The sequence below is a fragment of the Pseudomonas sp. BBP2017 genome (genome assembly GCF_003024385.1).
Lineage (GTDB): Bacteria > Pseudomonadota > Gammaproteobacteria > Pseudomonadales > Pseudomonadaceae > Aquipseudomonas.
In genome coordinates this window covers 93,284-111,254 of sequence record NZ_PVZN01000004.1, presented here as the reverse complement: position 1 = coordinate 111,254, position 17,971 = coordinate 93,284, and the positions used below count along the sequence as shown (strand labels likewise).

At 60.5% G+C, this 17,971-nt stretch carries 22 protein-coding genes; 10 read left to right on the top strand and 12 right to left on the bottom strand.

The features are described from left to right. Nucleotides 1–17: 17 nt before the first annotated feature. The 3 genes from C6382_RS07645 to C6382_RS07635 all read right to left on the bottom strand — a co-directional run bounded on the left by C6382_RS07645 (nt 18) and on the right by C6382_RS07635 (nt 1,689). A complete protein-coding gene (locus C6382_RS07645) occupies nt 18–353 on the bottom strand; it encodes a DUF2790 domain-containing protein (protein ID WP_107023911.1) in 336 nt (111 codons plus the stop codon). 77 nt (nt 354–430) lie between these two features. Beyond that, nucleotides 431–1,183 carry an anti-sigma factor gene (locus tag C6382_RS07640; RefSeq protein ID WP_107023910.1) on the bottom strand — a complete coding sequence of 251 codons (753 nt, stop codon included), beginning with the start codon at nt 1,181–1,183 and terminating at the stop codon, nt 431–433. Then, nucleotides 1,180–1,689, bottom strand: a complete 510-nt coding sequence (locus C6382_RS07635) for a sigma-70 family RNA polymerase sigma factor (protein ID WP_107023909.1) — start codon at nt 1,687–1,689, stop codon at nt 1,180–1,182. Before C6382_RS07635 ends, C6382_RS07640 begins: the two co-directional genes overlap by 4 nt. Before the next feature lie 132 nt (nt 1,690–1,821). Between C6382_RS07635 and C6382_RS07630 the strand changes: the two genes are divergently transcribed. The 3 genes from C6382_RS07630 to C6382_RS07620 all read left to right on the top strand — a co-directional run bounded on the left by C6382_RS07630 (nt 1,822) and on the right by C6382_RS07620 (nt 4,078). Next, the gene (locus tag C6382_RS07630) at nt 1,822–2,868 is read left to right on the top strand and encodes a catalase family peroxidase (protein ID WP_107023908.1); all 1,047 of its coding nucleotides are present in this window, start codon (nt 1,822–1,824) and stop codon (nt 2,866–2,868) included. Beyond that, nucleotides 2,865–3,419, top strand: a complete 555-nt coding sequence (locus tag C6382_RS07625) for a cytochrome b (RefSeq protein WP_107023907.1) — start codon at nt 2,865–2,867, stop codon at nt 3,417–3,419. Before C6382_RS07630 ends, C6382_RS07625 begins: the two co-directional genes overlap by 4 nt. A gap of 110 nt (nt 3,420–3,529) precedes the next feature. Beyond that, on the top strand, nt 3,530–4,078 hold the full coding sequence (locus C6382_RS07620; RefSeq protein WP_107023906.1) for a cupin domain-containing protein: 549 nt from the start codon (nt 3,530–3,532) through the stop codon (nt 4,076–4,078). A gap of 90 nt (nt 4,079–4,168) precedes the next feature. Here C6382_RS07620 and C6382_RS07615 read toward each other — a convergent pair whose 3' ends face one another. Beyond that, nucleotides 4,169–5,659 carry a DASS family sodium-coupled anion symporter gene (locus tag C6382_RS07615; protein WP_107023905.1) on the bottom strand — a complete coding sequence of 497 codons (1,491 nt, stop codon included), beginning with the start codon at nt 5,657–5,659 and terminating at the stop codon, nt 4,169–4,171. A gap of 363 nt (nt 5,660–6,022) precedes the next feature. Here C6382_RS07615 and C6382_RS07610 point away from each other — a divergent pair, with 363 nt between their 5' ends. Together C6382_RS07610 and C6382_RS07605 are read left to right on the top strand one after the other, a co-directional pair. Beyond that, entirely contained in the window at nt 6,023–6,355 is a 333-nt protein-coding gene (locus C6382_RS07610) for a hypothetical protein (RefSeq protein WP_107023904.1), read from the top strand. Between the two features lie 173 nt (nt 6,356–6,528). After that, nucleotides 6,529–6,951, top strand: a complete 423-nt coding sequence (locus tag C6382_RS07605) for a group II truncated hemoglobin (RefSeq protein WP_107023903.1) — start codon at nt 6,529–6,531, stop codon at nt 6,949–6,951. Here C6382_RS07605 and C6382_RS07600 read toward each other — a convergent pair. The 6 genes from C6382_RS07600 to C6382_RS07580 form a co-directional block, all read right to left on the bottom strand. After that, nucleotides 6,942–7,244: a hypothetical protein gene (locus C6382_RS07600; RefSeq protein WP_107023902.1), complete on the bottom strand. Its 303-nt coding sequence runs from the start codon at nt 7,242–7,244 to the stop codon at nt 6,942–6,944. The genes C6382_RS07605 and C6382_RS07600 overlap by 10 nt on opposite strands. 141 nt (nt 7,245–7,385) lie before the next feature. Beyond that, complete coding sequence (locus C6382_RS07595) at nt 7,386–7,574, bottom strand: hypothetical protein (protein WP_107023901.1); 189 nt, start codon at nt 7,572–7,574, stop codon at nt 7,386–7,388. A gap of 162 nt (nt 7,575–7,736) precedes the next feature. After that, nucleotides 7,737–8,057, bottom strand: a complete 321-nt coding sequence (locus C6382_RS07590; protein WP_038611801.1) for a YbjQ family protein — start codon at nt 8,055–8,057, stop codon at nt 7,737–7,739. 196 nt (nt 8,058–8,253) lie between these two features. Beyond that, nucleotides 8,254–8,382, bottom strand: coding sequence for a hypothetical protein (locus C6382_RS24320; protein WP_256589038.1), 129 nt, complete (start codon nt 8,380–8,382; stop codon nt 8,254–8,256). Nucleotides 8,383–8,421: 39 nt separating this feature from the next. Beyond that, nucleotides 8,422–9,312, bottom strand: coding sequence for an EamA family transporter (locus C6382_RS07585; RefSeq protein WP_107023900.1), 891 nt, complete (start codon nt 9,310–9,312; stop codon nt 8,422–8,424). Between the two features lie 279 nt (nt 9,313–9,591). Beyond that, entirely contained in the window at nt 9,592–11,916 is a 2,325-nt protein-coding gene (locus tag C6382_RS07580; protein ID WP_107023899.1) for an FdhF/YdeP family oxidoreductase, read from the bottom strand. A 391-nt stretch (nt 11,917–12,307) separates the two neighbouring features. Here C6382_RS07580 and moaA point away from each other — a divergent pair, with 391 nt between their 5' ends. Both moaA and C6382_RS07570 read left to right on the top strand, forming a co-directional pair. Continuing rightward, nucleotides 12,308–13,312: a GTP 3',8-cyclase MoaA gene (gene moaA / locus C6382_RS07575; RefSeq protein ID WP_107023898.1), complete on the top strand. Its 1,005-nt coding sequence runs from the start codon at nt 12,308–12,310 to the stop codon at nt 13,310–13,312. Nucleotides 13,313–13,322: 10 nt separating this feature from the next. Beyond that, entirely contained in the window at nt 13,323–14,222 is a 900-nt protein-coding gene (locus tag C6382_RS07570; protein WP_107023897.1) for a bestrophin family protein, read from the top strand. 37 nt (nt 14,223–14,259) lie between these two features. Here C6382_RS07570 and moaB read toward each other — a convergent pair whose 3' ends face one another. Then, nucleotides 14,260–14,805, bottom strand: a complete 546-nt coding sequence (moaB, locus tag C6382_RS07565) for a molybdenum cofactor biosynthesis protein B (protein WP_107023896.1) — start codon at nt 14,803–14,805, stop codon at nt 14,260–14,262. Between the two features lie 240 nt (nt 14,806–15,045). Here moaB and C6382_RS07560 point away from each other — a divergent pair, with 240 nt between their 5' ends. The 3 genes from C6382_RS07560 (at nt 15,046) to C6382_RS07550 (ending at nt 17,423) form a co-directional block, all read left to right on the top strand. Beyond that, nucleotides 15,046–15,933, top strand: a complete 888-nt coding sequence (locus tag C6382_RS07560; protein WP_107023895.1) for a LysR family transcriptional regulator — start codon at nt 15,046–15,048, stop codon at nt 15,931–15,933. 223 nt (nt 15,934–16,156) lie between these two features. Beyond that, on the top strand, nt 16,157–16,789 hold the full coding sequence (locus C6382_RS07555; protein WP_107023894.1) for a hypothetical protein: 633 nt from the start codon (nt 16,157–16,159) through the stop codon (nt 16,787–16,789). 13 nt (nt 16,790–16,802) lie between these two features. Then, on the top strand, nt 16,803–17,423 hold the full coding sequence (locus C6382_RS07550; RefSeq protein WP_107023893.1) for a metalloregulator ArsR/SmtB family transcription factor: 621 nt from the start codon (nt 16,803–16,805) through the stop codon (nt 17,421–17,423). Here the strand turns inward: C6382_RS07550 and C6382_RS07545 are convergent. Continuing rightward, nucleotides 17,418–17,633, bottom strand: a complete 216-nt coding sequence (locus C6382_RS07545; RefSeq protein WP_107023892.1) for a molybdopterin-binding protein — start codon at nt 17,631–17,633, stop codon at nt 17,418–17,420. The genes C6382_RS07550 and C6382_RS07545 overlap by 6 nt on opposite strands. Between the last annotated feature and the right edge of the window lie 338 nt (nt 17,634–17,971).

Here is a 17,971-nt window from a genome sequence, read left to right as displayed (position 1 = left end):
CCGCTGCCGGTGGTGTATCAACGCGTGGCCTGGAACCGCGGGCACTGTCCTTCGAGCCGATAATGCAGGGTTACCAACTGTCCGGACGCATCCTCGTAGGTCATCAACATCGGCGCCGCTTCACAACCGCGGGCCATGGGAGTCTGTTCGATCAGCCGGGCGACATCGATCGATGTGCCGTAGCGGTAGTCCTGAACAGCCGGGACGGTTTTGCCGGTTCTTGCCGCATAGGCCTGCACTGCCTGCTCATGGGCAACCAGACGCGCATCCTTCACTTCTGGTGCCGAGGCCAGCGCGCTCTGGCCGGTCAGCAGCAACAGCGCTGCCACTACCAAACCTTGCTTGCGCTTCATTTCGCCTTACCTCTCAGGTGATGGAACGAACTGCCGGGTCAAACAGTTTCGAGCTTACGCCTGCCGGCGGCGACCGGCTACAAGGCGATATCCAGTGCCTTGCGCAGTTGTGCGCCGCGGCTGTCGGCTGCGGCGCTGATCAACGCATAGTTGTAGTCGCCGTGAGACCAGTAACGGGCCTGCAATTGGCCATCGGTGCGCTCGCCACTGGGCATGCGCGTGAACTGTTCGCTCGGCGAGCGCAGGAACAGACTGATACGTTGGCCCTGGGCATCCTCGAACACCAGCAAGGCGGCTGGCCCCTGCTCGTTACTCAGCAAGCGTGCACCCAACGGAGTAAAACCATAGGACGACAAGTCCGGCAGGTTGCCGACGTGACGAAAATGTTGTCCCAACCAGGCCTGCAGACGTGCCGGATCACGCGCGCTGAGGTCCAGGGCGCTGGCATCGGCGAACAGCCGATGGGCCTGCAGCGCATCGGCCATTGGCGGGTTGGTGGCCATCAGGCTGGTCTCGCGCACCTGCCAGCCACCCAGGCCACCGATGCCCAGCGTCAGCAACAGCACCGCAGCATTGGCCCAGCGCCGCTGCCGGCGCCGACGCAGCTGACGACGGACATGGGCCGGATCAAGCCGTGGATTGGCGGCCTGCCCGGCAAAGCCTGACAAAGCGGCGCGCAGTTGCCGCGCGTCCCGACGCCAGCCTTCGACCTGCCGGGCCTGCTCTGGGTTGACGGCCAGGTACAGCTCCACCGCCCGCCGGCGTTCCGGCTCCAGGCACTCGTCGACATAAGCGTGCAGTTCGTCTTCTGACGGGATCAACTGACTCATTTCAACCTCCGCAACGCCGGGGACGCGGTAGTGCCCTCGGCCAGTTCGCGCAACGCCACGCGTGCCCGCGACAATCGCGACATCACCGTGCCAATCGGCACTCCCAAGGCCTGGGCGGCCTCCTTGTAACTCAGGCCTTCGACACTGACCAGCAGTAACAAGGCACGTTGCTCGGTGGGCAAACGGGCAAAGGCAGCCAGGCCAGACTGGGCCATGACAATGTCCTCGGTAGCGTTGCCGGCCTCCTCGCCGCGTCCGAACCAGGCCAGCCAGCGAGCATGGCGACGCTCGCGGCGTTTGCCGTCGATAAATTGCCGGTAGAGGATCGAGAACAGCCAGGCCCGCAGGCTGTCGTGTTCGCGCTGCTGGCCGTGGCGGCTAAGGGCACGCTCGACGGTGGCCTGGACCAGGTCGTCAGCGCTGCTCGCCTCGCGGGTCAGCCACAGGGCGAAGCGGCGCAGGCGCTCAAGCATCTCGCGTAGTTGGTCGTCATCGAGTTCGTTCATTACCAGGGCCTTGGCCTGTAAGCGATCAGTGTACGAGGCAGACGCTGTAGAGAAAAAATTATTCCACGAGGCGAGGAATAAATAGTTGTCCCAAACGTCGTACCGGCTCATTCACTGACCCGGATCGCCGCCATGAGCACTCCGTTACACGGTCGTCCCCGCGCCTTGCGCCTGGCTGCAATCGGCCTGGGCCTAAGCACCCTGGCCGCAGGCTTTGCCTATGCCGCCGGCTGGATCGGCAGCGAACGCCTGACCCCGAAGCATATCATCGACACCTTCGAAGCCCAGGCCGGACACTACCCCGGCTACCGTAAGAATCACGCCAAGGGCCTGTGCGTCAGTGGCTACTTCCTCAGCAGCAACCAGGCCCAATCGTTGTCCCGGGCCCGGGTGTTCAGCCAGCAACGGGTGCCGGTGATTGGCCGCTTCGCGATTGGCGGCAGCAACCCCTACAGCGCCGATACCAGCGTCCCGACCCGCAGCCTGGCGCTACAGTTGAGCAGTGACGATGGCCAGGTCTGGCGCACCGGCATGAACACCCCGCCAGTATTGGCGGTGAGCAGCCCCGAAGCCTTCTACCAGCAAGTGCTGGCGATGACTCCGGATCCGGCAACCGGCAAACCGGACCCAGCGCGGGTCCAGGCGTTTTTCGCCACGCACCCGGAGAGTGCGGCCTTTCGCCAGTGGGCCAAGGACTACAAGGCCCCGGACAGTTTTGCCAACTCAAGCTTCAACAGCATCAATGCCTTTGCCCTGATCGACGCCGCAGGCAACCGCCAGTATGTGCGTTGGAGCCTGTTGCCGCAGACGCCGTTCGCCGCCTTGCAGGGCCAGGTCGACGACCGTGACTACCTGCAACACGACCTGCAACAGCGCCTGCGCCAAGGCCCCTTGCGCTGGAACCTGCGCCTGACCCTGGCTGAGGCCGCTGATCCGGTCGATGACCCGAGCCAACCCTGGCCAGCAGAGCGTCGCAGCGTCGATGCCGGCACCCTGGTGATCGAACAGGTCGACGGCCCTGAGCAAGGTGCCTGCCGCGACCTCAACTTCGACCCGTTGATCCTGCCCAGCGGCATCGAACCCTCCGCCGACCCGATCCTGGCCGCCCGTTCGGCGGCGTACGCCGAGTCCTTCAACCGCCGCAGCGTTGAGGCGGCCCAGTTGGGAGCACGACCATGAGTACCGTCCCTGTTGCCTTCCATCCCCTGGCGCGCCTGCTGCACTGGCTGATGGCGGTGCTGATCCTGGCCATGCTGTTCGTCGGCGTGAGCATGATCACTGACCTGTCGCCGCGCCACACCTGGTTGCTCAGCTTGCACAAGGCTATCGGCCTGGCCTTGCTGTTGTTGGTGCTGGTGCGCATCGTTTTGCGCCTGACCTTGCCCCACCCGCCGCTGCCCGCTGATCTGCCGACAGCACAGCGCCTGGCTGCCGGCGCTGCACATCTGCTGCTGTATGGACTGATGCTGGCCATGCCGTTGATCGGCTGGGGCATGCTATCGGCCGGTGGCTACCCGTTGCCCTTGCACCTGCCGGCTCTGTTGCCTCACGACCTGCAATTGTACGCAGCGCTGCGTAAGGCCCATGGCTGGTTGGCCTACGTGCTGTTCGCGACAGTGCTGGTACACCTGGGCGCGGCGCTGGTGCATGGCCTGGTGCGGCGCGACGGGGTGTTGCGCAGTATGTGGCCCGCCCCTTTGCGCAACCGCCAGCTCGACAATCAGGGCTGAGGTCGGACTGTGGCCGCACCCGCGTCAGTCGTCCATACAGGCGGGCCGCTAAAGCATCGCGGAATGTGCTTTAATGCTCCGCCAAAAAATTTTCGATATATAAGGCGGCTATGGACACGGGGACACGACTCAAACTGGTGCGTGAACGCAACAAACTCTCCCAGCGGGAGCTGGCCCGTCGTAGCGGGCTGACAAACTCGACGATCTCCCAGATCGAGCAAAATCGCGTCAGCCCCTCGGTCAGTTCCCTGAAAAAACTGCTCGAAGGCATTCCCATGTCCCTTGCAGAGTTCTTCAGCTTCGACGAACCGCCGCGCGAGGAACGCTTCGTGTTCCGTTCCACCGAACAGCCCGACCTGGGCAACAGCGGCTTGCGCATGCTGTTGGTGGGTGCCAGTGTCGAAGGCCGGCAGATGCGCATGCTGCGCGAACTGTACGCACCGGGCGCCGACTCTGGCGACGAGCCGATCGTCCACGCCGAAGGCGAAGAGTGCGGCCTGGTAACCCGTGGCACCATCGAACTGCGGGTGGATGGCCAGGTCAGCATCCTCAACTCCGGTGACGGCTACTACTTCCCGACCACATTGCCCCACAGCTTCAAGAACATCGGCCAGGACGAAGCGGAAATCATCAGCGCCAACACCCCGGCAAACTTCTGAAGATCCGCCTCGGCAGGAGCGGGCTTGCCCTGCGATTAGGTGTTGACTGATACACCGAATCGCGGGGCGGGCGGACTCCTACCGATAAGCCTACATCCAGCCTAGCCAGTGCCACCAGGTCGCGGCAAACACCAGCATCAGCAGATAACCGATCACCGTCACCAGAATCCCTACGCGCGCAAACTGCTTGGCACTGAACGTTTCAGTCCCCAGACACACCATGTTCTGCGGCGCATTGATCGGCAAAATAAAGCCATAACTGACCACAAAACCCAACGCCATGGTCATCCCCAGACGACTGAAATCCCCCGGCAAGGTCTGCAACACCGCAATCAGAATCGGCAACAGCGCCGAGGTCAGCGCCGTCGCGCTGGCAAACCCCAGATGGATCAGAATCAAAAACGCCGCCAGGATCGAAAACACCCCCAGCGTGCCCAACTGATCCAGCCCGGTATTGGCCACCACCTGCGCCCCCAGCCATTGCCCGGCCTGCGTGGTCAGCAAGGTAGTTCCCAGACTGATCCCGACCCCGAAGACAATCACCGTACCCCATGGAATCCGTGCTTGTACATCCTTCCAGGTCATCACCCCGAAGCGCGGCAGCAACAGTATCACCAGCCCGGCATAAGTGGTCGAAGTGGTATCGAAACTATGCAGCTTGCCCTCGGTAGCCCAAGCCAGCAGCAGCAACAGTGACACCCCGAGCAAACGCTTCTGCGCCCCGCTCATAGGCCCCAGCTCAGCCAGGGTCTTGCTCACCGCCGCCTTACCACCGGGAATGCTGTCACTCTCTGGCGGCAACAGTTTGAGCACAATAAAAATCAGCACCGCCGACATGATCAACGCCCAGGGTGCACCAGCGATCAGCCAGTCGATCCACGACACGCGGGCACCGAGCATCTTGTCCATGAAGCCCACGGTCAACAGGTTCTGCGCCGCCGCGGTCTGGATACCGATGTTCCATATACTGGTGCCCTGGGCCACGATGATCATGATCCCGGCGGCGATGTTGGAGCGCTTGTCGACACCAAAGGCGGCAATCACCCCCATCATGATCGGTACCACACAGGCACTGCGAGCGGTGGCACTGGGCACCACCAGACTGAGCAGAATCGTCACCACCACGGCGCCGAGCAAAATGCGTCGGGTGCTGACACCGACACGGGCCAGGGTCACCAGGGCGATACGCCGATCCAGCCCGGTGTGGGTCATGGCCGCCGCAATGAACAAGGCACCGACTACCAGGGCCAGGGCGCTGTTGGAAAACCCGGTCAGCGCCAGACTGATGGCTGCGGAAGACCCATAGGTCACCGAAGGATCGGCTACCGTTGGCGCCGTACCGAGCAAAAAGGCCATTAGCGAAGTGATCATGATCGCACTGGCTTCGTACGACACCGCCTCGCTGATCCACACCACCACGGCAAACGCCAGAATCGCCAGAACCCGCTGCCCGGCTACCGGCAAGTCGGCCGGTAGCGGCAGCAACATCACGCCAATCAGGGCAGCAATCCCCAACAACAAACCAATCGGCACCTTGACCTGGGTCGATTGTGCTTCCGGTGCGCTAGCCGACGAACTCATGAGAATCTCCCTGCAATACATGTGCGAACATGATCGGAGAGTTGCCATGGCGAGGAACTGATACGTATCAACACCAGCGAATCCAGTATTGTCGGACAAGAATGTAGTGCACAAAAAAAATCACTACAAAACCTATTGACGCCATTCGTCGGCCCTTGCATGATGAGGCCGTCTCCCCGATCGGGGACACTGGCAAGGGTGTTCCAGGCAGCTCGAAGGATCCATGAGCTGTATGCGGATGGGTACTGCCCAAAAGGCAGCGTGTAAAAGCCCCCAGTTGTGACGCTGCTGTAGCAGCTTTCTTTCTACGCTACATGACGTGCGCCAAGTTTGAACTCAACTACGAATGGTCAAGGGGGCTTTATGATGAATCTGAACAATCAACCGACTGTTGACGAATTGGCCCGGCTGTTCGCCGCGCGCAAAGACACACTCGACAGCCACATTCTCTGGGTGTGCGAATCGGGTGAAGTACGCCTGGACAGCCTGGGGCCACTGACCGATGAAGCGCAGTTCGAGCAACACACGCCGAACATGCGCGCCCGGTTGAAGATGTACCGTCGCGGACAGGGCTACGTCGGCAAGAAAGCCGCCGCCGATACCCAGTACGTAGGACGTGTGCTGCAGACCCTGCAACATGAGTGGGCCGAGCTGCAGGACAAACCAGGTATCGCGGTGATCGACCGCCTCTGCTGAAGACTACCGGTGGGCTTGCCCTGCGATGCAATGCAACTGAACAACCGCAATCGCGGGACAAACCCGCGCCCACCACAACAGGTAGTACATTGAAGCCCGGTCCGTAAGGATCGGGCTTTTTTCATTGGCGTGCGACCCGGCTACAATGCCCGCTTTTATCCAGGAGCCTGGCCATGAACACTCCCGCATTCGGCACCGGCGATGCCTCCTATCAGGCCGCAGGCGGCATCGAAGGGCTGCGTCGTCTGGTCGATGATTTCTACCGTTTGATGGACCAGACCCCGAGCGCCCGCGCAGTGCGGCAGATGCACCCGGACAACCTCGACAGCTCGCGAGACAAACTGGCCTGTTTTCTCAGTGGCTGGCTCGGCGGCCCGGCGCTGTTCAGTGAGCGCTATGGATCGATCGCCATTCCGGCCTTTCATGCCCACTGGCCGATCGATGAGTCCCACAGTGAAATATGGTTGAACTGCATGGCGCAGGCCATCGCTCTGCAAGGCTACTCACCGGCGTTCGCCGAGTACTTGCTGCGCCAGTTGCACGTGCCGGCCCAGCGCATTGTCCAGGCCAGCCGCAACCGTCACTCTCAGGCCTGACGCCGCAATGGCGCCTGCGCCATGGGAAAGTCACCCGTAAGCAGCGCCCGGGCTCGGTCCACACCCCAGACCATGGCCCGGCTCATGGTTTCGCCCGGGCGATTGTCATAGTACTCCTCCACCATCGCCTTGCCATGGCGGGCGTATACACCAATGAACAATTGTGTAGCGCCGGTGCGCGCCAGCCTGACCTGTACATCAATGCTGGTTCCGTCACTGAGCTGTTCGTCGTGGCTGCGACTGTGCAGCTGCGGGTCCGCCCATCTCCAGTAAGTTTCTTCCCTGATCCGCATTGGTTACCCCTGTATTGATAGCAGCCGGACAAGTAAGACATACAAGCGCGCTGCAAGCGAGCGCCAAAGCCTTAACCGTTGAGCAAGGTCAAACAATGCAGAAAAAACCCCGCAACAAAGTGCGGGGTGATGTGAGCCTGTTCACTTTTTCATCGGGACCCTGGGCATGAAACGACCCTTCTTGGCGCGCTGCAGGGGGCTCGGCCTGGCCTGCTCGGCATCGTCCTGGGTCATATGGGCAAAGCCCAAGCGGAAAGCCGCCTGACCGCAACGCACCTGGCTGTTGATGGGAAATTCGTCGCCGTTGTCCTCGAAGTAGAACTCACTCATGCCCTGTCTCCCTCTGACAGCGGGCCGATACCGGCAAGCAGACGATTGCCCAGTAGAATACCGGCCCAAGTGATTCTGAGACTAGCCGGTCATTTACAGACCAAGCAGACGAAAAAACAAAAGCCCGACCAATGGCCAGGCTATTTTGTCGCACCCAGGCAGTTACCTGAGCTTGACCGCAGTACCCGTGACAAACACCACGACCATCCCGCCACGGGCCGATGGCATGCTGATCTCATAGTCCAGGCCGACCACCGCATCGGCCTGCAGGCTGCGGGCACGGGCCTTGATTTCATCGGTGGCCTGCTCACGGGCTTCTTTCAAGGCGCTTTCCAGGGTTTGCGAACGACCCCCGAAAAAGTCGCGAAAGCTGGCGAATACATCGCGCACCACGTTGATCCCCTGGACCGATTCGGCGCTGACCACATCCAGGTAGGCGGCGATCTGCCGACCCTCGACAGTGCCTGTGGTGGTGATAATCATGCTGCTCTCCTTCCCTTCGGTCTTGCAGGTTGTACGCCGGGCCCGTCCAGGCGACGGCAAAAAAAACAATGGTAACAAATGCCAGAGTTCGTCCACCGGCTATTTATCCAAGCGACCATTTGTGTAATGCGGCAGGCAGTTGTATGCCACGCCCCTGGCTGTGGCATTGGCCGGACTGGTGAGCAACAGCGCCGGGTTAGTCGATCCCGGTGGCGTGGTCGGTGCCCAGCACGCAGCCTTGTAGTTGTTCGGCGGCGGTGTCGAACAACTGATCCAACGCATGGAAGCGAGCCACCGCGACGAATACCAGCAGGCCTGCAGCCAACTGCACAGCCTGCAAGACAAGGTGCGCACCATGCGCTACTCAGGCATTGCCTTGAGCGGCTGCCCGGGCTGCCAGCAGGCGCGGACCAAAGACATTGATCAGCAACCCGGCCATGACCAGCAGTGCGCCCCAGCCTTGCAACGGCGTCAGGCGCTCATCCAGCAGCAGCGCCGAGGAACTCAGGCCCACCACCGGCACCAGCAGCGAGAACGGTGCCACCTTGCCGGCCGGATAGCGTGACAACAAGTAGCCCCACAGGCTGTAACCGAGCATGGTGGCGATAAATGCCAGGTACGCCAACGACAGGATCGAGCTCCAGCCAATCCCGCGCAGCGCGCTTTCGATCAGCACCGGCCCTTCCAGCCACCAGGACAAGGCGAAGAACGGTAGCGGCGGAATCAGCCCGCCCCAGATCACCAGGGCGACCAGATCGACGCTGCCAAAGCGCCGGGTGATGATGTTGCCCATGGCCCACATGGACGCCGCGCACAGCGTTAGCAGCAGTGCGAAGAACGGCACGCTGGCGCCGTTCTCGCTGCCGATCAGGGTCAGCCCCGCTGCCGCGACCACTAGCCCCAGCACACTGGCCGCACGCAGCCGCTCGCCTAGAAAGATCGCGGCAAAAAACAGGGTGAAAAAAGCCTGAGACTGCAGCACCAGTGACGCCAGCCCCGGCGGCATACCGTTGCCCATGGCCTCGAAGAGAAAGGCGAATTGCCCCAGAGAGATGGTCGCGCCATAAGCGATCAACCAGCGCCACGGCAATTGTGGGCGTTTCACCAGAAATACGGCCGGGAAAGCCACCAGGGCAAAGCGCAATGCCCCCAGCAACATCGGCGGCAAGCCATCCAGGCCGACCTTGATCACCACGAAATTGACGCCCCAGGCAACGATCACCACCAGCGCCAACAGCAAGTCCTTTAACGGCATGTTCCTCACCCGGTTTTGTAATATTTCGCAACAGGGTAACCATTTTTCAGGGGAGATCGCATGCCTGATTGCGACCGGCTGCAACCTGGGGGGACCAGCGGGCTCGCCCCGCGAGGCAGGCCTGAAAGACCCAGTCGAGGGCACTGCCGGCAAACTGACGATCCACCACCGGGATGCCATTGATATAGGTGCCAATCGCCACCCCCCGGACACACCAGCCCGCAAGAGCCGCCGTGGGCGTTCAACGCTTCAAATCAAATAACGCCAACGGCGTAACGATCAGAGGTTCGCCGACGCAATCCGGCTGTTGCCCCGCGCCTTTTCAAGCTTGATGGCAATGAACTTCGAGGTTGGCGTAAACGTGCGGTCGCCATAGCTTTCCAGGGGCACCAGTGGATTGGTCTCCGGGTAATACGCTGCGGCCTGACCACAGGGAATGTCGTAGGCCACCAGGGTAAAACCGCTCACGCGACGCTCGCGGTCATCCTCCCAGAGCGACACCAGGTCGACTTTTTCATTGGGTTTGAAGCCCAGGCGGCGAATGTCCTGCTCATTGGCAAAAATCACTTCACGCAGGCCAAACACTCCGCGATAGCGGTCATCCAGGCCATACAAGGTGGTGTTGTACTGGTCATGCGAGCGCAAGGTCTGCAGGACCAGATCAGGCTTGTCGCCACGCGCCAGCACCGCCTCGTTGATCAGTTGCTCCGGCAACAGGCTCGGGGTGAACTGGGCCTTGCCAGAGGCGGTGTTCCACTGTCGTTCAGCGGCAGCGTTACCCAGATGGAAGCCACCGGGATGCTGCAAACGGGCGTTGAAGTCCTCGAAGCCTGGAATAGTGTCGGCGATCAGGTCACGGATGCGGCTGTAGTCGGCCACGGTCCATTCCCAATCGATCGGCCGGTCGCTCAAGGTGGCCTTGGCGATACCGGCAATGATTGATGGCTCCGAGCGCAGCAGCGGCGAACGCGGTTTGAGCTGGCCGTAGGAGATATGCACCATGCTGAAGGTGTCTTCCACGGTAACGCCCTGCGGGCCTTCAGCCTGCACGTCGATTTCGGTGCGTCCAAGGCACGGCAGGATCAACGCATCACGACCGGTGACCAGGTGCGATCGATTGAGCTTGGTGGCGATGTGCACGGTCAGCTCGCAGTTGCGCAAGGCGTCGTGAGTGCGCGGCGTATCCGGTGTGGCCTGGGCGAAGTTGCCCCCCAGGGCGATGAACACCTTGGCACGTTTTTCCTCCATCGCCTGGATTGCCAGCACCGCGTTGTGGCCATGTGCGCGTGGCACCTGAAAGCGCAAGCGCTGTTCCAGGGCATCAAGCAGCCGCGCTGGCGGTTGCTCGTCGATGCCCATGGTGCGGTCTCCCTGTACGTTACTGTGACCGCGCACCGGCGACAGCCCGGCCCCCGGTTTGCCGACGTTGCCGCGCAGCAATTGCAGGTTGATGATTTCCTGCACGGTGGGTACCGAATGGCGGTGCTGGGTCACCCCCATCGCCCAGCACATCACCACCCGTTCGGCACGCCGGTACATACGTGCGGCCAGTTCCAGCTCGGCCAGGCTCAGGCCGGATTGCTCGACGATGTGCGCCCAGCTGGTGGCATCGACTTGCGCCAGGTACGCCTCCACGCCCGAGGTATGCTCGGCAATAAAGGCATGGTCGAAGACCGCCGGTTCACCATTGGCCTGGGCTTCGCGCTCCCACGTGAGCAGGAACTTGGCGATACCGCGCATCACCGCCATGTCGCCGCCCAGGGCAGGCCTGAAGTACGCAGTATTGGTCGGTTCGGAGCCATTGCTGAGCATTTCGAAGGGATGCTGTGGATGCTGGAAGCGTTCCAGGCCGCGCTCCTTGAGTGGGTTGAAGCAGACCACCTGGGCGCCGCGTTTCACCGCTTCACGCAGAGGCTCAAGCATGCGCGGGTGGTTGGTGCCGGGGTTCTGGCCGATGACGAAAATCGCGTCCGCCTCCTCCAGGTCGTGGAACACCACGGTGCCTTTGCCTACCCCGAGGGTTTCACCCATGCCTACGCCGCTGGCCTCATGGCACATGTTCGAGCAGTCGGGGAAGTTATTGGTGCCGAAAGCCCGCACGAACAGTTGGTAGAGAAACGCCGCCTCGTTACTGGCGCGACCGGAGGTGTAGAACTCGGCCTGGTCAGGGGAGTCGAGGCCGTTGAGGTGCTGCGCGACCAGGGCAAAGGCCTCGTCCCAGGAGGTTTCGACGTAATGGTCGGTGGCCGCGTCGTAACGCATCGGGTGTGTCAGGCGACCCTGGTATTCGAGCCAGTAGTCGCTCTGCCCGGCGAGTGCGCTGACGCTGTAGCGGGATAAGAACGTCGGGTCGACAGCGCGACCGGTGGACTCCCAGTTAACCGCCTTGGCACCGTTTTCACAGAACTTGACCATGCCATCTTCAGGCGACTCGCCCCAGGCACAGCCCGGGCAATCGAAGCCGTCGTTCTGGTTGGTCTTGAGCATCACCCGCAGGTTCTTGAAAGCATTCTCACTGCCCAGCCAGCTCTTGGTGACGCTTTTCAGCGCCCCCCAACCGGCTGCCGGAGCATTATAGTTTTTGATGTGTTCGTCTTGACTCATCAGGGGATTCCTCGATAGGCACGCAGAGATTAATTAATCTCAAGGCAAGGGCTGCTATACGGCTAAATCAAGCTGCCATATAAACAACAATCAGCCGGACACTAACTGCCTTCCCGTTTCAATTACCCTTTCAGGCTATTGAGCCTATTCCTACGCGTCCAATCGAAAGTAATTACAGACCGATCAAAACCTTCTATCACAGCTGAAGACCACAGAATACGCGGGGCGCAGCAGCGATAGACGACACTTATCAATTAGTCACTAAAAGCAATTTGACGCACCTCCCACACCTCCCTATGCTCGATACAAGGCACCACGCTTATTTAATTAATTTGTACACCATGCGTTCACCGCAATCACCGAAATTAAATTAAAAGAGGTCATCGCAACCGTGAATGCAAACGACACTACATTGGTCGATGGCTTCAATAGAAAGATTGATTACCTGAGGATGTCGGTGACCGATCGTTGCGATTTCCGCTGCGTCTACTGCATGGCCGAAGACATGCAGTTCCTGCCGCGCCAACGCATTCTGACCCTTGAAGAGCTGTATCAAGTGGCCGAGCGTTTCGTCGCCATGGGCACCCGCAAGATCCGCCTGACCGGCGGCGAACCGCTGGTACGCAGCGGCATTGTCGAACTCTGTGCACGTGTCGCGGCACTGCCGGGCTTGCGCGAATTGTGCATGACCAGCAATGGCTCACAACTCGGGCGCCTGGCCAAACCCTTGTTCGATGCGGGCCTGTCGCGCCTGAACATCAGCCTTGACAGCCTCGACCCAGAGCGCTTCAACGCGCTTACCCGCAGCGGTGATCTGCACCAGGTGATCGCCGGTATCGACGCCGCACGCGCTGCCGGCTTTCGCCGCACCAAACTCAATTGCGTGGTGCTCAAGGGCCGCAACGACGGCGAGATCAATGACCTGGTGCGCTTCGCCATCGACCGCGAGCTGGACATTTCCTTCATCGAAGAAATGCCCCTGGGCGTCATCAGTGAACACCAGCGCAGCGAGTCCTATTGCTCAAGCGATGAAGTCCGCGCACGCATCGCTGAACAATTCACCTTGATCGAATCGGCCGAATCCACCCAGGGCCCTTCGCGCTACTGGCGCCTGGCCGAAGCGCCGCAGATTCGCATCGGTTTCATTTCGCCTCACAGCCATAACTTCTGCGGCAGTTGCAACCGCGTGCGGCTAACGGTCGAGGGGCGGTTGTTGCTGTGCCTGGGCAACGAGCACGCCAGCGACCTGAAGCAGGTGTTGCGCGCGCATCCTGGCGACAGCGCCCGGCTGGACACGGCCATTCGCGACGCCATGACCCTCAAGCCCTACCGTCACCACTTCGACATCAACGGCGACGTGCAGATCCTGCGCTTCATGAACATGACTGGCGGCTAACGAGACACTGATGATTGTTCACCCCAAACCCAACCTGCTCAATATCCTGATTACCCTTAAAGGCTCGATTGCCAAGCGTATTGCCCGGCGCTGCATCATGGTCACCCTGCTTGCCTCATTGATTGTCCTGTTCGAGAACCTGCACCCAACCTTGTTTTCCCGGGTCAATGCCACGCCCTTCACCCTGCTCGGTCTGTCGCTGTCGATCTTCATGAGTTTTCGCAACAACGCCTGCTATGAGCGCTGGTGGGAAGGCCGTAAAGCCTGGGGCCAGGTGATCATTGAAATACGTTCGTTTATCCGCGAGAGCTGCGTGATCACCGATCGGCAACTGCGCGAAAGCCTGCTGCTGAATCTTTCCGGCTATGCCCATGCGCTGAACGCAAGGTTACGCGGCGAAGACGAACAGCACGCCGCGCGCAAATGGGTGCCTGCTGTGTCCAGCCTGCCCGCTCACAACATCAGCGATGCAATCCTGCAAGAGACTGGCAGGATCTGTTCGCGTCTGGCCGAAGAAAACACCATCAGTGAATGGCGCTACATGACGCTTGAGCAGCGCTTGCACGGGCTGTCCGAAGCCCAGGCCGTTTGTGAGCGGATCAAAAGCACACCACTGCCCTTCCCCTACACCTTGTTGCTACACCGCACGATCTACATCTTCTGCGTCCTGCTGCCGTTCGCCATGGCCCAGCCGCTGGGGTGGCTGGCACCGATCTTCACGGCGATTGTCAGCTACACCTTCTTCGGCCTGGACGCCATCAGCGATGAGCTGGAAGACCCGTTCGGGCACGATGAAAACGATCTGCCTACCGATGCCATGGTGCGCACGATAGTGCGGGAAATTCTCTCAGCTATAGGTCACACCGAACTGCCTGCGCCCCTGCAGCCGGTGGACTTCGTCCTCAGTTGAAGGCATAGGGTGGGAGCGGGTTTGCCCCCACCATTATTCATTGCTCTTGACGCGACCCACACAGATTGCCGGGCTTGAGGTGGGCGACAAAGTTGCAGGGACGACGGCGGGCATCGAGTTGTTCGGCGAGGATACCTTCCCACGCCGTACGGCAGGCACCAGTCGAGCCCGGCAGGCAGCACACCAGGGTGCCATTGGCCAGCCCGGCCAGGGCACGGGTTTGCACTGTGGAGGTGCCGATATCCAGGATCGACAAGGCGCGGAACAACTCACCAAATCCGTCGATATGCTTATCGAGCAAACAAGCCACCGCCTCAGGGGTGCTGTCTCGGGCGGTAAAGCCGGTGCCACCGGTCACCAGCACCGCCTGCACCTGGTCGTCGGCAATCCAGGTCGCCACCTGCGCACGGATTTTGTAGACATCGTCCTTGACCAACTCACGGGCCACCAGGCGATGGCCCATTTCCACGGCGCGAGTCGCCAGCAATTCGCCGGAGGTGTCGGTGGCAAAAGTGCGGGTATCACTGACGGTCAGTACAGCGATGTTGATCGGTACGAAAACCGCATCCATTTTCACACTCATGTAATAGCCTCAGGGTCGAAGAGTAATCTTCGGGGAAACTAGTGACTAAAACAAAAGCCGTCCAATCGATAGTTCACAACAGCCTATCCACACCCTCTATTGGCAAAACACCACAACCACCCGCTTCATCGACCGCACTTATCAACCAGTCACTCATACTCATTGGACGCACTTCTGCCCTGCGAGTAGGGTTGCGTAACCGCACTATGCTCAACCCCATACCACTTGCCAGGCTGCACCATGGACATCAAACAACTCAAGTTTCTCATCGCTCTGGATCAGACCAGACACTTCGGCCAGGCCGCTGCGCTGTGCCACATCACCCAGCCGACGCTGTCCATGCGCCTGCGCAACCTGGAGGACGAGCTGGATCTGGTGCTGGTAACCCGCGGCCAACGCTTTGAAGGTTTCACCGAAGCCGGCGAGCGCATCCTGGCCTGGGCCCGGACCTTGCTGGCGGCCTATGACGGCCTGCAGGCCGAGGCTGCCAGCTGCCGCGGGCAGATTGTCGGCAACCTGCGCCTGGGCATGGTGCCGCTGTCGAGCATCAATCCCATGAGTTTCCTCACGCCCCTGGCCCAGCGCTACCCAGAGCTGCATTTCCAGCTTTCATCGCTGAGTTCGGAGCAGGTCGTCGATGGTTTGAGTCGCAACCAGCTCGACCTCGGTATCTGCTATCTGGACCAGATCAACACCAGCTTCTTCGAGGTCATCGAACTGGGCTCTACCAACATGGGCCTGCTGTACGACACGCGCCACTACCACTTTGATCAGCCCGAGCTGCCGTGGGAGGCGATCAGCGACCTCCCCCTGGGAATGCTGTCCAAGGGCATGCACTACCGCCAATCAGTCGACCTGAGTTTCAGAAGCCGGGGCCTGCACCCGCAACCGGTGCTGGAGAGCGACTCCACCTACCAGCTGATCCAGGCGATCTGCGCCGGCATCTGCTGCGCAATCATGCCGCTGCACAGTGGGTTGGATGAGTTGAGCGAACACATTCGTATCGTGCCGATTGCCAGTGCTGGCGTGCACGCCCCGATCGGCCTGCTGCTGCGCCGCAGCGAACCGCGCTCGGCCCTCGCGCAAAAGTGTTTTGCCGAGGTAAAAATGCTGCTAGAGCGCCCATGACAGCGTTCATTTATAAGTCAAACCATGCGCTCGGCAAGTGCTTCGAGCCCCTCGTGAATGGGCTGAAAAGCGGCAGCGTAGCAGAGCAGCAACACGACGACCGGCTTACTTGCAACCACCGGCCCCATGCACACCAGCGACCGTTCGGCGCCTCAAGCAATTACGGCATATTTTTATGCTGTAATTAACTTTGTAGGCCACTTCACCCGTCGAGGGTACCGCCATGAAGATCAGACTGTCGGTTGTGCTGCTGCTTGCGGCTTTGTGTGCGCTTCCCACCTTGAGCCCTGCGGCTCAAACGCCTCCCCCACAAGCCGAATCAGCCCCCCTGAGCACCCGCCTGGCCCTGCGCGACCTATGGGTCGAGCATATTTTCTGGATTCGCAATTACGCCATCGCCAACCAGGCCGGCAACCATCAACAGGCCGATGTCGCCAGTCAGGAGGTAGTCAGTAATGCCACCGCGATTGCCAACAGCATCACCCCGCTCTACGGCCAGCCTGCTGCCGACCAATTGCTGAAACTGCTCGCCGGGCATTGGGGAGCGGTCAAGCAATACAGTGATGCCAGTGTCAGCCAGTCGGCGTCGGGTAAACAGGCGGCGGTCAACGATCTGACCAGCAATGCCAAGGCCCTGGCCAAGTTCCTCGCCACGGCCAACCCCAACTTGCCGGAAGCAACCCTCAATACGATGCTCGCTGCACATGGCGGGCACCATATCGCCCAGATCGACGAACTGGCGAAAAAGGACTACAAGGCAGAAGCCAATACCTGGAAACACATGCGCGAGCATATTCTCGGGTTGGCCGACGCCTTGACGGCGGCGCTGGTCAAGCAGTTCCCGGACAAGTTCTGAGCGAGGTCTGTCAATGTTCGAAGGTCTGGGACGTACCCAACAGGATCTGCTTTCAGCCTTGCTGTACATGGCTGCAGGCATGAGCATCGAAGAACTCGCCAGCCAGCTGTCGGTCACCCGCACAGCGGTGCGTCAGCACCTGGCGGCGCTGGAGCGTGACGGTCTGGTGGTGCGCGGCGATCTGCGCGCCACTGGCCGCCGCCCCGAGCAGTTGTATCGCCTCAGCCCCCATGGCAGGGAGTTGTTCCCGCGCCACTATCACCTGCTGGCCAACCTGTTGATTGATGAAGTCGCCAGCCTGATCGGCCACGAAGCGCTGGTGCAGTTGATGCATAGTCTGGGCGAGAAAATGGCTGCGGACCTGAGCGCTACCCGGCTCGATGAACAGCAAATTGCCGCGCATATGAAAGATGTCGGCTATGAATCCGAAGTGTTTTTCCGCTCCGGTGGAGTTCCTGCGCAAATCGTCGCCCACAACTGCGTGTTTCATCAACTGGCCGAAGCTCACCCCGAAGTCTGTGAGCTCGACCTGGCGCTGATCGGCGGCCTGGGTGGAGGCAAGGTGCAGCACCTGGAATGCATGCTGCGCGGTGGACAGGTGTGTCGCTTTGAGCTGACGCGCAAACCCTCATAGCTTGGCGATCGACACCTCGGTGGATTTGACGAAGGCAATCACTTCACTGCCGACCTGCAACTCCAGCTCGTGCACCGATCGGGTGGTGATCACCGAGGTGACAATACCTGCGGAGGTCTGCACATCGATTTCCGATACCACCGGCCCTTCGATGATCTCCTTGACCGTGCCCTTGAACTGATTGCGTACGTTGATCGCCTTGATGGTCATGCTCTGCTTCCTCGTTCCGGGGGTGCACTGCGGCGCAGTGCTTGAAGTGCAGAGTGCACGCTCAGGATAAAATAAAAAAAGAATAATTAATCATTCAATTAGATCATTATAGAATATAAAAAAAGGCACGCTACCCACTCCCTCACCTCGCCCGCCTGCTACTTTCGTCTAATCTGCGAAACTGCCGCCCGATGTCCGAGGCGCGTAGGGCAAGGCTCTGCCAAGGTCAAACAGTTGACGATAGAGCCGCTCGATTGCGCCATCAACACCCTTGATTAGTCCTACATTCCATACGGGAATACACTACCGTTCATCCGCGTTACCCGAGCCCTGCGCCA